General features: G+C 69.8%; 11 protein-coding genes. 6 read left to right on the forward strand and 5 right to left on the reverse strand.

Translation table 11 applies throughout. From position 1 onward, the window contains the following. Positions 1 to 66 precede the first annotated feature (66 nt). A complete protein-coding gene (gene glnA, locus QSV35_RS10155; protein ID WP_286288628.1) occupies positions 67 to 1,491 on the reverse strand; it encodes a type I glutamate--ammonia ligase in 1,425 nt (474 codons plus the stop codon). A gap of 130 nt (positions 1,492 to 1,621) precedes the next feature. On the opposite strand from glnA, the gene QSV35_RS10160 reads away from it, so the two are divergent. After that, the gene (locus tag QSV35_RS10160) at positions 1,622 to 2,023 is read left to right on the forward strand and encodes an RDD family protein (protein WP_286288629.1); all 402 of its coding nucleotides are present in this window, start codon (positions 1,622 to 1,624) and stop codon (positions 2,021 to 2,023) included. 62 nt (positions 2,024 to 2,085) lie between these two features. On the opposite strand, the gene QSV35_RS10165 is transcribed toward QSV35_RS10160, so the two are convergent. After that, positions 2,086 to 2,796: a DUF4191 family protein gene (locus QSV35_RS10165; RefSeq protein WP_286288630.1), complete on the reverse strand. Its 711-nt coding sequence runs from the start codon at positions 2,794 to 2,796 to the stop codon at positions 2,086 to 2,088. A gap of 123 nt (positions 2,797 to 2,919) precedes the next feature. Between QSV35_RS10165 and QSV35_RS10170 the strand changes: the two genes are divergently transcribed. Further along, the gene (locus tag QSV35_RS10170; RefSeq protein ID WP_286288631.1) at positions 2,920 to 4,317 is read left to right on the forward strand and encodes a hypothetical protein; all 1,398 of its coding nucleotides are present in this window, start codon (positions 2,920 to 2,922) and stop codon (positions 4,315 to 4,317) included. A 3-nt stretch (positions 4,318 to 4,320) separates the two neighbouring features. Here the strand turns inward: QSV35_RS10170 and sucB are convergent, their stop codons facing one another. The 3 genes from sucB to QSV35_RS10185 all read right to left on the reverse strand — a co-directional run bounded on the left by sucB (position 4,321) and on the right by QSV35_RS10185 (position 8,978). Further along, entirely contained in the window at positions 4,321 to 6,054 is a 1,734-nt protein-coding gene (gene sucB, locus QSV35_RS10175) for a 2-oxoglutarate dehydrogenase, E2 component, dihydrolipoamide succinyltransferase (protein WP_286288632.1), read from the reverse strand. Positions 6,055 to 6,120: 66 nt separating this feature from the next. Beyond that, on the reverse strand, positions 6,121 to 7,494 hold the full coding sequence (lpdA, locus tag QSV35_RS10180; RefSeq protein WP_286288633.1) for a dihydrolipoyl dehydrogenase: 1,374 nt from the start codon (positions 7,492 to 7,494) through the stop codon (positions 6,121 to 6,123). Beyond that, positions 7,491 to 8,978 (reverse strand): leucyl aminopeptidase, encoded by a 1,488-nt coding sequence (locus tag QSV35_RS10185; protein ID WP_286288634.1) that lies wholly within the window; start codon positions 8,976 to 8,978, stop codon positions 7,491 to 7,493. Before QSV35_RS10185 ends, lpdA begins: the two co-directional genes overlap by 4 nt. A 105-nt stretch (positions 8,979 to 9,083) precedes the next feature. On the opposite strand from QSV35_RS10185, the gene QSV35_RS10190 reads away from it, so the two are divergent. The 4 genes from QSV35_RS10190 (at position 9,084) to QSV35_RS10205 (ending at position 13,639) form a co-directional block, all read left to right on the forward strand. Beyond that, complete coding sequence (locus QSV35_RS10190) at positions 9,084 to 10,013, forward strand: proteasome assembly chaperone family protein (RefSeq protein ID WP_286288635.1); 930 nt, start codon at positions 9,084 to 9,086, stop codon at positions 10,011 to 10,013. A gap of 236 nt (positions 10,014 to 10,249) precedes the next feature. Continuing rightward, on the forward strand, positions 10,250 to 11,593 hold the full coding sequence (locus QSV35_RS10195) for an RNA polymerase sigma factor (protein ID WP_286288636.1): 1,344 nt from the start codon (positions 10,250 to 10,252) through the stop codon (positions 11,591 to 11,593). 55 nt (positions 11,594 to 11,648) lie between these two features. Then, positions 11,649 to 12,890, forward strand: a complete 1,242-nt coding sequence (locus QSV35_RS10200; protein WP_286288637.1) for a MurT ligase domain-containing protein — start codon at positions 11,649 to 11,651, stop codon at positions 12,888 to 12,890. After that, the gene (locus tag QSV35_RS10205) at positions 12,887 to 13,639 is read left to right on the forward strand and encodes a glutamine amidotransferase (RefSeq protein WP_286288638.1); all 753 of its coding nucleotides are present in this window, start codon (positions 12,887 to 12,889) and stop codon (positions 13,637 to 13,639) included. Before QSV35_RS10200 ends, QSV35_RS10205 begins: the two co-directional genes overlap by 4 nt. The last annotated feature ends 26 nt before the right edge of the window (positions 13,640 to 13,665 follow it).

Consider the following 13,665-nt stretch of genomic DNA (forward strand, 5'->3'; position numbering starts at 1 on the left):
GGACCGGAACAAAGGAAGAGCCCCCCGAGCGATGCTCGGAGGGCTCTCCACCCGCTGGAACGGGTCTCAGACGCCGTAGTACAGCTCGTACTCGAACGGGTGCGGGCGCTGCGCCATGGGGAGGATCTCGTTCTCGTACTTGTACGAGATCCAGGTCTCGATGAGCTCCTTGGTGAACACGCCGCCCTGCAGGAGGAACTCGTGGTCCTCCCGCAGCGCGTCGAGCGAGTCGAGGAGCGAGTTCGGGACCTGCGGGATGTTCGCGGCCTCCTCGGGCGGAAGCTCGTAGAGGTCCTTGTCGATGGGCTCCATCGGCTCGATGCGGTTCTTGATGCCGTCGAGGCCCGCCATGAGCTGCGCGGCGAACGCGAGGTACGGGTTGCCCGAGGCGTCCGGAACGCGGAACTCGATGCGCTTGGCCTTCGGGTTCGAGCCCGTGAGCGGGATGCGGATCGCCGCCGAGCGGTTGCCCGCCGAGTAGGCGAGGTTCACCGGCGCCTCGAAGTGCTTCACAAGGCGGTGGTAGCTGTTGAGCGTCGGGTTCGTGAATGCGAGCACGGCGTGGGCGTGCTTGAGGAGACCGCCGATGTACCAGCGAGCGATGTCCGACAGTCCGCCGTAGCCCTTCTCGTCGTAGAAGAGCGGCTTGCCGTCGTTCCACAGCGACTGGTGCGTGTGCATGCCCGAGCCGTTGTCGCCGAAGAGCGGCTTCGGCATGAAGGTCGCGGTGCGGCCCCACTGCTCGGCCGTGTTCTTCACGATGTACTTGAACTTGAGGATGTCGTCGGCGGCGCTGACCATCGTGTCGAACTTGTAGTTGATCTCGCCCTGGCCGGCGGTGCCGACCTCGTGGTGCGAGCGCTCGACCTCGAGACCGGCGTCGATGAGCTTCAGCACGATGTCGTCGCGCATGTCGGCGTGCTTGTCGACGGGGGAGACGGGGAAGTAGCCGCCCTTGAACGGCGTCTTGTTGGCGAGGTTCCCGCCATCCTCGACACGGCCCGAGTTCCAGGCGGCCTCATCGGAGTCGACCTCGTAGAAGCTCTTGCCCTGACGCACTTCGTAGCGCACGTCGTCGAAGATGTAGAACTCGGCCTCGGGGGCGAAGAACGCGGTGTCGGCGATGCCCGTGGAGGCGAGATACTTCTCCGCCTTCTTGGCGACCTGACGCGGGTCCTTCGCGTAGATCTCGCCCGTGCGCGGGTTGTAGATGTCGAAGACCATGATGAGCGTGGTCTCCTCGCGGAACGGGTCGACGTAGGCCGTCGTCACGTCCGGGATGAGCTGCATGTCGGATTCGTGGATGCTGGCGAACCCGCGGATCGAGGAGCCGTCGAACAGCTGGCCGACCGTGAAGAACTCCTCGTCGACGGACGCTGCCGGAATGTTGAAGTGCTGCTGGACACCGGGGAGGTCGGTGAACCGGATGTCAAGGAACTTGACGTCGTTGTCCTTGATGAACTTCAACACCTCGGATGAGTCTTTGAACATGGAGTCTCCAGGATCTGGCTGCGGAACTCGCCCGCTCACGGCAGGCTCGGATCGAAGGTAGCGGCGAGGCATTGCCCGACCGTATCGCCCGTGTTTCCGGCATGTTACACGGGCGCATTAGGCTCGTGGGGTGACCGAACCCGCCGTCCCCAGTTCCTACCCGGGTGAACGGCTCGGTCTTCCGGTGTCCGGGCCGGGCAGCGTCGGGCGGATCGGCCGACGCATCGCGGCCCTGGCCATCGACTGGGCGTGCGCGATGATCATCTCCTGGGCGTTCTTCGCCTACGACGGCTTCGCGACGCTGGCGATCTTCGGCATCGTCCAGATCCTCTTCATCCCGACCCTCGGCGGAAGCCCCGGTCATCGGCTCGTGGGGATGCGCGTGCAGCGCGCTCACGGTGGATGGCCGGGCCTCTGGCGCCCGATCGTGCGCACAGCGCTGCTGGTGCTGGTCATCCCCGCGGTGATCTGGGACTCGGATCAGCGCGGCCTGCATGACAAGGTCGCAGGGACCGTGCTCGTGCGGAGCTGAGCAGGCCAGGAACGCCGCAGGCGCCGACCAGCGGTCGACGCCTGCGGGGAACCGCGAGAAGATCAGCGCGGGCGGGGCGCCCGCACCTTCGTCGGGTCGATGCCCTTGGGGATCGGCAGTGACGCCAGCGACTGCGACACCGAGTCGAGGCGCTTGATGACGGCGGCCATGGTGGCGTTGTCGACCTTCTTCGGAAGCTTCTTGATGGTCTTGGCCAGGCGGTCGATCGGAACCTCGTCCTCGCCGTGCCCGACGTACAGGACGGTCACGGGGACGCCCGAGGCCACGCGCTGCACCTTGGACCGCTCGTCGTTGATCAGACGCGTGAGTCGGCCGCGGGTCCCTTCCCCGACGACCACGACGCCGCCGCGCCCGACCGCGCGGTAGACGGCCTCCTGCGTCTTCGGGTTGATGCCGACGGGCATGTCGCTCGCCTGCCAGCTGCGCCCGAGCGAGGTCGACATCACCTGGCCGGCGGCACCCGGCATCCCGTCGATCTTCAGGTACATCGCCTTGGTGGACAGGCGGGTGAGGGTCATCATGGCGACGAGCACGCCGACGAGGAGCCCGGTGACGCCCCACAGGACGACGCTCCAGATCGCGACCGGCGGGATCAGGAAGCCGACCAGGACTCCGGCCCACACGCCCACGATCAGGATGCCGATGAGCAGCCACGGCAGCCAGCGGTACTCCTTCTGCGTGAAGCGGTAGAGGGAGGTGATCTGGGAGAAGAATCCGGGGCGCTTCTCGGCGGTGTCGGTGCGCGATGCCATAACTTCCAGCCTACCTTTCGGCGGCCCGCATCGTTTCCTGCACCGGGCCGAGGTGCCGCGGGTTTCTCCACAAGCGAAGACCCCGCCCGCAGGCCGGCGTCGGCGATCGGGAGACTGGGGCGCGTGAGCGAGGAAGCGAAGGCGTTGGATGCGGATCACCATGTCATCCGGCACGTCACGGACCGGGAGTCGCCGTGGCCGGGCGTCCTCGCACAGGACGACTCCGGCGCTCTGCGGCTGCTCGTCGACGCCGTCGACTACGACTGCTGCGCCGGCTGGGACGCCGATCCGGACGGACATGTGCTCGCGCCGCTCGATATCGTCCGTCGGCCGGGGGGACACGATGTCGTGCTTCCAGCCTGCACGGAACGCCTCGACGTGTTCCTCATGCGTCGTCGAGACAGGCGTCTCCCGCTGTCCGCGGGGGAGCGGGTCACCGTCGCGGTGAGCATGATCCGCGGACTCTGCGAGGCTCACCAGCGTGCTCCGGGGGCATCCGGCGTGTGGTGGATCACGGCAGACGGACGCCCGATCCTCGCCCTCGGCGTCCGCGACGGCGTGGATGCCGTGCCCGCCGCGACCGCGCGTGTCCTGGGCCAGCTGGGCGCCGACGGTGAAACCCGTCTCGCCGCCGCGCTTTCGCGCGCTGCAGCACATGCTGAACAGCCGCGCACGCTCGTCCGGGAGGCCGGGGAGATCGAGGCGGAGCTCTTCGCCGCCGCTCTGCCCGAGCCGCTCGCGACGGCGGGAACCGCTGCACCGCTCACCGGAGCGGTCGGCGCCGTCACGTGGTCGCGCCCGCCGGACATCGAGATGGCGGCGACCGAGGACGCGCAGGCGGGATGGCTCGCCCGGATCGCCCCGCTCGTCGATTCGGACCTCGCCGATGCTGCGTCCAAGGCGCTGACCTCCGTGTGGAGAAGGCTCCACCGCCGGGGCGGGTCCCACTCCACACGCGGGCGCCGAGGAAAGCGCGGTCCGCTGCTCATCGCCGGTGCGGTTGCGGCAGGAGTGGTCGGGATCGGCCTGATGTGGCCGGGAGGCGGCGGGAGCCCCGCTCGAGCCGGCAGCCAGGCATCGTCATCCCCTCCGAGTGCCGTCGTTGCCTCGTCTGCCGCCCCGCTGGCCGGGCCTACCCATGCCCCCGAAGGAACTGCAGCGGGGAATGACGTCGTGTCTGAGGAGCCCGTCACTACCGCGGCATCCCCGTCCCCGGACCAGGAGGTGCTCTCCGCTGTGGGTGCTCTCCTCACGAAACGGCTCACCTGCCGGAACAACGCCGCCTGCCTGCACGCCGTGCAGGAGGACCCGCAGCGGCGCTTCCCTGAGGGCGCCGCATCCCTCCCGGCGGGGGAGCGCCGCGTCGCGCTTCTCGACTCGTTCGGCGGCGCCGCTGTGGTGAAGGTCGAAGACGCGAACGCGCCCGCTGCCGGAGCAGCGGGCGCGCAGCTGGTGGTCGTCGTCCGGGCCGGCGACCGTTGGCGGCGGCGCGACGGGTCCGGCGCGGAGCAGCCGGGATGAATCTCAGATTCCGAGGTTGCCTTCGAAGTCCGCCGCCTCGAGACGGGCCTTGACAGCACTCAGGTAGCGGGCGGCGTCGGCACCGTCGATGATGCGGTGATCGTACGAGAGCGCGAGGTACACGTACGACCGGACCGAGATCGCGTCCTTCCCGTCCACCGTCACGATGCCCGGACGCTTGACGACCGTGCCCGTTCCGAGGATGGCGGACTGCGGCAGGAAGACGACGGGCGTGTCGAACAGCGCACCACGCGAACCGGTGTTGGTCAGCGTGAAGGTGCCGCCCGCGAGCTCGTCCGGCTTCAGCTTGTTGTCGCGCGTGCGCGCCGCGAGATCGGCGATCTCGTGGGCGATCGCGGCCAGGCTCTTCGCCGCCGGGTCGCGCAGGACCGGGGTGAGCAGTCCGCGCTCCGTGTCGACCGCGATCGAGAGGTTCTCGACCGCCGGGTAGACGATCTGGTCGCCATCGACGGAGGCATTGATCACCGGGTACGCCTGAAGCGCCTCGGATGCCGCGAGAGCGAAGAACGGCAGGAAGGAGAGCTTGTCGCCCGTCTTCGCCTGGAATTCGCCCTTGACCCTGTCACGCAGGCTTGCGAGCTTCGTGACGTCGACCTCGACGACGGTCGTCAGCTGAGCCGTCGACTGCATCGATGCCACCGCACGCTCGGCGAGGACCTTTCGCAGGCGCGACATCGGCTGGGTCGTGCCGCGCAGCGGCGAGATCTCGAGCGCGGGGGCCGCGGGGGCCGCCGCCGGCGCTGCCGGTGCGGAGGCTGCGGCCAGGACGTCCTCCTTGCGGATGCGCCCGCCGACACCCGTGCCCGTGACGGACGCGAGGTCGATGCCCTGCTGCTGCGCGAGGCGACGCACGAGCGGCGTGACGTAGGTCGGCCCCTGGTCGTCGGATGCGGAGAGCGAGCCGGCTGACGGCGCTGCTGCTGCAGGAGCGGGTGCGGCAGGCGCCGGGGCGGCAGGAGCCGCAGGCGCCGCCGGAGCTGCCGGTGCAGGAGCCGCTGCCGCGGGGGCGGCGGGCGCCGCGGGTGCGGGCGCTGCGGGAGCCGGCGCCGCCTCAGCGACAGGTGCCGGTGCAGCGGGCGCGGCCGCGGGTGCCGCACCGGCGGCCCCGATGCGCGCGAGCGTCGCGCCGACGGCGACCGTTTCGTCCTCGGAGACGAGGATCTCGGTCAGCGTTCCGGCGAACGGCGAGGGGATCTCGGTGTCGACCTTGTCGGTGGAGATCTCCAGCAGCGGCTCGTCGACGGCCACGTCATCACCGACCTGCTTGAGCCAGCGCGTGACCGTACCCTCGGTGACGCTCTCGCCGAGCTCGGGGAGGACGACGTCCTTGCCCCCTGCGGCCGGCGCTGCGGCGGCGGCGGCCGGGGCCGCCTCGGGTGCGGGCGCTGCGGCGGGGGCCGCAGCCTCGGGCTGTGCGGGGGCGGCGGGTTCTGCGGGCGCGGCGGAGGCGGGCGCCTCCGGGGCGGCCGCGGCACCGCTGCCGTCGCCGATCCGGGCGAGAATCGCACCGACCTCGACCGTCTCGTCCTCCTGGACAAGGATCTCCTCGATGACGCCGCTGACCGGCGAGGGGATCTCGGTGTCGACCTTGTCGGTCGAGATCTCGAGCAGGCCCTCATCCTCCTTGACGGTGTCGCCGACCTGCTTCAACCAGCGGGTGACCGTCCCCTCGGTGACGCTCTCACCGAGCGCGGGAAGGACCACGGAAGTGCTCATGGACAATTCTCCTTCGGAATTCCGATGTCGTTCTAGCCTACTGAATCCGGCATACCGGCCGGGGCATCACAGAGCGTGGAGGGGTTTGCCTGCGAGCGCCAGGAACGCCTCTCCCAGAGCTTCGCTCTGGGTGGGGTGCGCGTGAATGAACGGCGCGATGTCCTCTGGGTGCGCCTCCCAGCCTACGGCGAGCTGGCCCTCCGTGAGCAGTTCTCCGACACGATCGCCGAGAAGGTGCACCCCGATGACGGGGCCGTCCTTCTTCCGGACGACCTTGACGAGGCCCGCGGTGCCGATGATCTCGCTCTTGCCGTTGCCCGCGAGGTTGTACTCGTAGGAGACGATCGCGTCGGCGCCGTGCACCTCGGCGGCACGCGCCTCGGTGAGGCCGACGGAGGCGACCTCGGGGCTCGAGTAGGTGATCTTCGGGATGAGCGTCTCGGGCACCGCGACCGGGTCGAGACCGGCGATCCGCTCTGCGACGAAGATGCCCTGCTGGAAGCCGCGGTGCGCGAGCTGGAGACCCGGGACGATGTCGCCCACGGCCCACACGCCGGGGAGGTTCGTGCGCAGCTGCTCGTCGACCGTCACGAACCCGCGGTCCATCGCGATGCCGGCCTCCGCGAATCCGGTGCCGTCGGTCGCGGGGCCGCGACCGACGGCGACCAGGAGGTAGTCCGCCTCGAACGTCTTGCCGTCTTCGAGAGTCACGGTCACGGCCTCCGCGGTCTGCGTCGCGGATGCGAAGCGCACGCCGAGCGAGTAAGCGATGCCGCGCTTGCGGAACGCGCGCTCGAGGCCCTTGCTGAGTGCCAGGTCCTCGTTGGGTACCAGGTGGTCCAGCGCCTCGACGATCGTGACCTCCGCCCCGAAGGAGCGCCACACGCTCGCGAACTCGACGCCGATGACCCCGCCGCCGAGGATCACGACGCGCGCGGGGACCTCGCCGAGGTCGAGCGCGTGCTCGCTCGTGAGGATGCGGCCGCCGATCTCGAGACCCGGAAGGCTGCGGCTGTAGGAGCCGGTCGCCAGGACCACGTCCGTCCCGCGGTACACGTCGTCGCCGACCCGCACCGAGCGATCCGCCTGCAGTACGCCGGCGCCGGGGACCGTCGTGATGCCGCGGGCTCGGATGAGACCCTCGAGACCCTTGAACTTCTTCGCGACGATGCCCTCGCGGTAGGCGCGCAGAGCCTCGGGATCGACGCCGTCGAAGGTCGCGCGTACGCCGACGTGCGCCGCATCCCGGGAATGATCGGCGACCTCGGCCGCGTGCAGGAGCGCCTTGGTCGGGATGCAGCCGCGGTGCAGGCACGTCCCGCCGACCTTGTCCTTCTCGATGAGGGCGACGGTCTTGCCCAGCTCGGCTGCGCGGAGGGCCGCGGCGTACCCGCCGCTGCCTCCGCCCAGGATCACCAGGTCGAACGTGTGCTCGGTCATGCCGCATCCTCTCCTGCGATGAGGGCGATGAGCGCGCGGACGCTCGCTCCGGTCGGGCCCTTGCCGGTGAAGCCGTAGGGGGCTCCCTTGTCGTTGTCACCGCTGCCGGCGATGTCGAGATGCACCCACGGGATCCGCGGGGAATCCGCCTCTTCTCCCGTGCGCCCGACGAACCGCCGGAGGAAGAGACCGGCGAACAGGGCACCGCCCGATGTGTCGCCGATCTTCGCGTTGCGGAGGTCGGCGATGGGGGAGTCGAGCTCCTCCTCCATGTGCGCCGGAAGCGGCAGGTGCCACGCGAGCTCTCCTGCTCGCTCGGAGGCGGCGAGGTACTCGGCGACGGCATCGTCGTCGCCCATGACGCCCGTGTGCCGGAGGCCGAGCGAGACGAGGATCGCGCCGGTGAGGGTCGCCACGTCGACGAGGAGGTCCGGGTTCTCGCGGCTCGCGGCGACGAGGCCGTCCGCGAGGACCAGGCGGCCCTCGGCATCCGTGTTCAGCACTTCGATGCTCGTGCCGTCGAGGGCGCGCAGCACGTCGCCGGGACGGATGGCGCGGCCGGAGGGCATGTTGTCGGCGACGCACATCCAGCCGGTCACGTGGACGGGCAGGCCGAGCTGCGCGACCGCGCGGACGACGGCGAGAACCGTTGCGGCACCGCACATGTCGTACTTCATGCCGACCATGGACGCCGGTGGCTTCAGCGAGAGCCCGCCGGTGTCGAAGGTGATGCCCTTCCCGACGACGGCGACGTGGCGCTCGGCACCGGCGGGCGCGTAGTCGAGGCGGACGAGGCGGGGCGGACGGTCGGACCCCTGGCCGACCCCGAGGATCCCGCCGAAGCCCTGGGCCTCGAGTTCCGCCTCGTCGAGGACGGTGACCTCGACGGGAAGACCCTCGACCTCGGCGACGGCCCGGTCGGCGAGCTGCGCGGGTGAGAGCCATTCCGCAGGCGTGCTGCCGAGATCCTTCACGAGGGCGACGGCGGATGCGGCGACGGTCGCCGCTGCCAGGTCGTCGTCGGTGAGGCTCGCATCGTGCAGAACGACGCGCGATGCACGCCGCTTGGGCTCCGACGTCTTGTAGTCCGCGAACGAGTAGCCGCCGAGTGCGGCGCCCTCTGCGGCGGAGCGGCCGGGCGCCTCGACGAGGGGCACAGTGACGGCGACCGTCTCGAAGCCGGTGAGCTGACGGATGCCGGCACCCACTGCCTCGCGGAGGCCGTCGGCGTCGACGTCGGCTCCAGTGCCGACGACGGCGAGGGGCGTGGTGACGTCCGGGAGCGGCACGCGCACGAGCGATCCGCTCGCGCCCGTGAAGCCCACTGCGCTGAGAGCGGCGGCCAGGCCCGGCCAGTCGGGGATCTCCACCGGGACCGCGTCCTCGCGGTCCTCGTCGTCGATCGGGGGGAGTGCGATCAGGATCGCGTCGGCATCGGAGTCGCGGATCGGCGCGCTCGAGCGCGCGAGCTCGGGAAACGGCATGGTCCCCATCCTAGGTTCGCGCTGCGTCCCGGCCGCGACCCGCGGGGCTGTTCGCTGTCAGCGGCAAGCGACCCGCCGGTCGGAGGCGGCTCGTAGAGTGGAAGCATGCCGTTCTCCCTGCCGCTGTACGAGTGGTCGATGTCCGCGCCGCCGGTCGCGTCCGGGCTTCCGCTCGTGATCGCGCTGACGGGCTTCACCGACGCGGGAAACGCTGTGTCGGGGCTCATCGAGCACCTCCGCGAAGAGCTCGAGTCGCAGACGCTCGCGGAGTTCGAGAACGACATCCTCCTCGACTATCGGGCGCGCCGGCCGCTCGTGACCTTCGACGAGGACCACCTGACCGACTGGACCCCGCAGCGGCTCGAGCTGACTCTGACAGCCGACGTGCTGGGCCAGCCCTTCCTCCTGTTGTCCGGGTATGAGCCCGACTTCGCCTGGAACGCATTCGCCGACGCCGTCGTGGCGCTCGCCGGCAACCTCGGCGTGTCGTCCGTCACCTGGGTGCACGCCATCCCGATGCCCGTCCCGCACACGCGCCCCGTGCCCACGACCGTCAGCGGCACCCGCGATGAGCTGACTGCGGCGCACTCCGTGTGGCGCCCGCGGACCCAGGTGCCGGGGACGGTCGCCCACCTCCTGGAACTGCGGCTGTCGGATGCCGACATCCCCGTGGCCGGCTTCGCCCTCCTCGTTCCGCACTACCTCGCCGACTCGGAGTATCCCGCCGCCATCCTCGCGGCGCTCGACAGCATCACCGTCGCGACAGGCCGTGTCTTCTCCGGCGACGATCTGCGCGAGCAGAACCGTGAGTACTTGGAGAAGGTCGCCGAGCAGGTGGCGGGCAACGACGAGCTGACCGCGATGCTGCACGGGCTCGAGGAGCGCTACGACTCCTACATGGCGGGCTCCACGCAGGCGCGGCCCATCATCCACACGGGCGATCTGCCGAGCGCCGACGAGCTCGCGGCCGAGCTGGAACGGTTCCTCGCGACCCGGCCGACCGATGACGACAAGCGCGGCGGCGGGCTCTCCTGAGAGCGATATCCCGCGCTCCGCGGAATAGCCGAGCGCGGAACTCGGTTGATTCACATGTGCGTCGCCGACGCGCCGTCGGGTGACGGCGGCGGGATATGCGACAATAGAGCACCTGACCCGTTGTCTGCGGTCATGACGAGGCTTCCTCGATCGTGATCCGACTTGACAAGGGTCTTACTAGTGTCCGAAACGAGCCGGTGCCGCCAGACCCGGCCCGCACCGGTGAAAGGCGAGACGTGACCGCAGCGAAGACCGAGCCCCGCGCGCAGGACGCCGAGACCGACGAGACCGCGGAGGCCAAGGCTCCCGCAAAGCGCACGGCAGCGCGCAAGCCTGCCGCCAAGACGGCAGCCGCATCGACGGCGAAGCGCACCACGACGAAGAAGGCTTCCTCGAAGAGCAAGGCCAAGTCCGATGAGGACGAGGACGAAGAGCTCGGCGAGGACGAGGAGATGGCCGAAGACCTCGGCGAAGACGTCGCGAGCGACGACGAGTCCGAGGAGACTCCTGCTGCCGAGGCGGCCAAGGACGACTCCGAGGACGACGAGGAGGATGAGGAGGGCGCTGCCAAGCCGGCGTTCTCCGAGCCGCTGCCGACCGGCGCGATCGTCATCTCCTCGAGCGACGACGAAGACGTCCCCGTCTACTCGACGCAGATCACCGGCGCCACGGCCGACCCGGTCAAGGACTACCTGAAGCAGATCGGAAAGGTCGCGCTGCTGAACGCGGCCGAAGAGGTCGAGCTCGCGATGCGCATCGAGGCGGGCCTGTTCGCCGAGGAGAAGCTGTCGCACATGTCGGCGGCGGAGAAGTCCTCGCAGCTGGGCCTCGACCTGCAGTGGGTCGCTCGCGACGGCCAGCGTGCGAAGAGCCACCTGCTCGGCGCGAACCTGCGCCTCGTGGTCTCGCTCGCGAAGCGTTACACCGGCCGCGGCATGCAGTTCCTGGACCTCATCCAGGAGGGCAACCTCGGCCTCATCCGTGCGGTCGAGAAGTTCGACTACACCAAGGGCTTCAAGTTCTCGACCTACGCGACGTGGTGGATCCGGCAGGCGATCACGCGTGCGATGGCCGACCAGGCGCGCACCATCCGCATCCCCGTCCACATGGTCGAGGTCATCAACAAGCTCGCCCGCGTGCAGCGCCAGATGCTGCAGGACCTCGGTCGCGAGCCCACGCCCGAGGAGCTCAGCCGCGAGCTCGACATGACCCCCGAGAAGGTCATCGAGGTGCAGAAGTACGGCCGTGAGCCGATCTCGCTGCACACGCCTCTCGGCGAGGACGGCGACAGCGAGTTCGGCGACCTGATCGAGGACACCGAAGCGGTGGTCCCGGCGGACGCGGTGGGCTTCACGATGCTGCAGCGTCAGCTCGAGTCGCTCCTCGACTCCCTCTCGGAGCGGGAGGCGGGCGTCATCCGCATGCGCTTCGGCCTCGGCGACGGTCAGCCCAAGACGCTCGACCAGATCGGCGACACGTTCGGTGTGACGCGTGAGCGCATCCGCCAGATCGAGTCGAAGACGATGGCGAAGCTGCGCCACCCGTCCCGGTCGCAGTCGCTGCGGGATTACCTTGAGTAAGGGTTCGTCCGGCATCCGTTATGTTCCGGCCATCGCGGCCGGCAAGGCAGTCCGCGTGGCGACGCGTCTGCGCGGGGGCGGCTCGGCCTTCCCCGGGTATCTGACGAACCGCCTGGCGCCGAGCCTGCTCGCGACGCTCGCCGAGGGGTTCCAGGACGGCATCGTCTTCGTCCTCGGCTCGAACGGCAAGACGACGACGACCCACATGGTCAGCGAGATCCTGCGTGCGCACGGGCTGAAGGTCTTCACGAATCCGACCGGTGCGAACCTCCCGCAGGGCGTGACGAGCGCCCTCCTGGCGGACGCGACGCTCACCGGCAAGGTCAAGGCGGATGTCGCGGTGCTCGAGGTCGACGAGGCCTATGCAGCGGATCTCGCCGACATCCTGCACCCGCGCGTGATCATCGCGCTGAACGTGCAGGTCGACCAGCTCTACCGGTTCTACGAGACCGAGCGCGTCGCCGACATGATGCTGGATGCAGCGACCCGCGCCTCGGTGGCGGTCGTCGTCAACCGTGACGACCCGTACCTCAGCAAGATCGACGAGTCGTCCCTCGCCGCTCCCGTCGCCTTCTTCGGCGCGTCGCGGGAGCTCGTCGCCCAGTCGGCGCACGGCCTCGTCAATGCGGCGGACACGCGCAGCGGGAACGCCGGTGTCGCGGATCGGGAAGCGACGGCCGAGGTCGTCGCGCTCGACGGCCGCGACGTGTCCGTCCAGCTCCCCGAAGTGCGCGTGGACCTCACGATCCCCGCACGCGGCCTGCACTACGCGGTGGATGCCGCGGCCGCGACCGCTGCGGTGGCTGCGCTCCTCGGCTCGCGGTTCCGGACGGACGCGACGGCCCAGGGGTTCTCCCGGATGGCGCCTGCCTACGGTCGTGGCGAGCTGGTGCCGCTGCGCCCCGGCCGCACGGACGAGCAGGTCGAGTTCGTGATGTTCAAGAACGGGCCGAGCCTCCAGCTGAACCTGGATGCGCTCGAATCGGCGCCCGAGCGTCTGCTGATGGCGATCGACGAGGGCACGCCGGACGTCTCCTGGCTGTACGACGTCGACCTCGACAAGCTCGACCATGTCGACGTCGTGACGGGGGAGAAGGCCTACCAGCTCGCGACGCGCCTCGCCTACGCCGGCATCCCGATCGGACTCGTGGAGCCGGACATGGAGCGCGCCGTCCAGCACATGCGCGCACTTCCGACCACGACGTCGGGCCGGCAGACGTGGTTCGTCAACTACGAGCTCATGATGATCGGCCGCAGGCTCCTCGGCCACGGCGACCAGGAGGTGGCCCGCCGATGACGGCGCTGCGCATCGTCCAGCTGTATCCGGTGCTCCTCGGAGTGACGGGCGATCGGGGGAACGTCGATGTGCTCGCGCAGCGTGCGCGCCGCGCCGGCCTCGACGTCACGATCGATTCCGTCTCACCGGGCGACGACCTCCCGGATGCGGACATCATCGTCCTCGGCAACGGGCCGCTCTCCGCTCTCCGCAGCGTCGTGGACGACCTGCGAGACCGTGAACCCGCATTGCGTGCCCACCTCGAGCGCGGTGGAGTCATCCTCGCGATCGGCGGCGGCGCCGAGCTCCTGGGCTCGCGCATCGGCGTGCTCGACGGCGACGACCTCGACGGCATCGGGCTGCTCCCGTACCGCGTCGATCGCTCACGCGACCGGCGGGTCGGCTACATCGTCGCCGAGGCCCCTGAGGGCCGCATCGTCGGCTTCGAGGACCACGCGTCCGTCTACCGACTGGCGGACGGTGCCGGCCCGTACGCACAGGTCACGGCGGGCAAGGGCGGCGTTCCCTACGCCGACGGCCGTGCCGGCGAGGGTGTGCGCGTGCGCAACGCGTTCGCACTCAACGTGCAGGGGCCGCTGCTCCCGTTGAACGCCTGGTTCGCCGACCTCCTGCTCGCCGAGGCCGCGTCTGCGGCAGGTCTGTCGTACGAGCGCAGCGGCGAGCTCGACCTCGTCGACGGATATGCGGACGGGGCCCGAGCCGCGATCGAGGAACGGGCGACCAAACACTTCACCGCGATCGACCTGTAGGCATCCCGTCTCGGACTGATGAGCGA

The sequence above is a fragment of the Microbacterium candidum genome, from assembly GCF_030315975.1.
Taxonomy (GTDB): Bacteria; Actinomycetota; Actinomycetes; order Actinomycetales; family Microbacteriaceae; genus Microbacterium; species Microbacterium candidum.

Coding starts and splice junctions, on each gene's coding strand:
- glnA (WP_286288628.1), bottom strand. CDS start 1,491: ATGTTCAAAGACTCATCCGAGGTGTTGAAGTTCATCAAGGACAACGAC.
- QSV35_RS10165 (WP_286288630.1), bottom strand. CDS start 2,796: ATGGCATCGCGCACCGACACCGCCGAGAAGCGCCCCGGATTCTTCTCC.
- sucB (WP_286288632.1), bottom strand. CDS start 6,054: ATGAGCACTTCCGTGGTCCTTCCCGCGCTCGGTGAGAGCGTCACCGAG.
- lpdA (WP_286288633.1), bottom strand. CDS start 7,494: ATGACCGAGCACACGTTCGACCTGGTGATCCTGGGCGGAGGCAGCGGC.
- QSV35_RS10185 (WP_286288634.1), bottom strand. CDS start 8,978: ATGCCGTTTCCCGAGCTCGCGCGCTCGAGCGCGCCGATCCGCGACTCC.
- QSV35_RS10190 (WP_286288635.1), top strand. CDS start 9,084: ATGCCGTTCTCCCTGCCGCTGTACGAGTGGTCGATGTCCGCGCCGCCG.
- QSV35_RS10205 (WP_286288638.1), top strand. CDS start 12,887: ATGACGGCGCTGCGCATCGTCCAGCTGTATCCGGTGCTCCTCGGAGTG.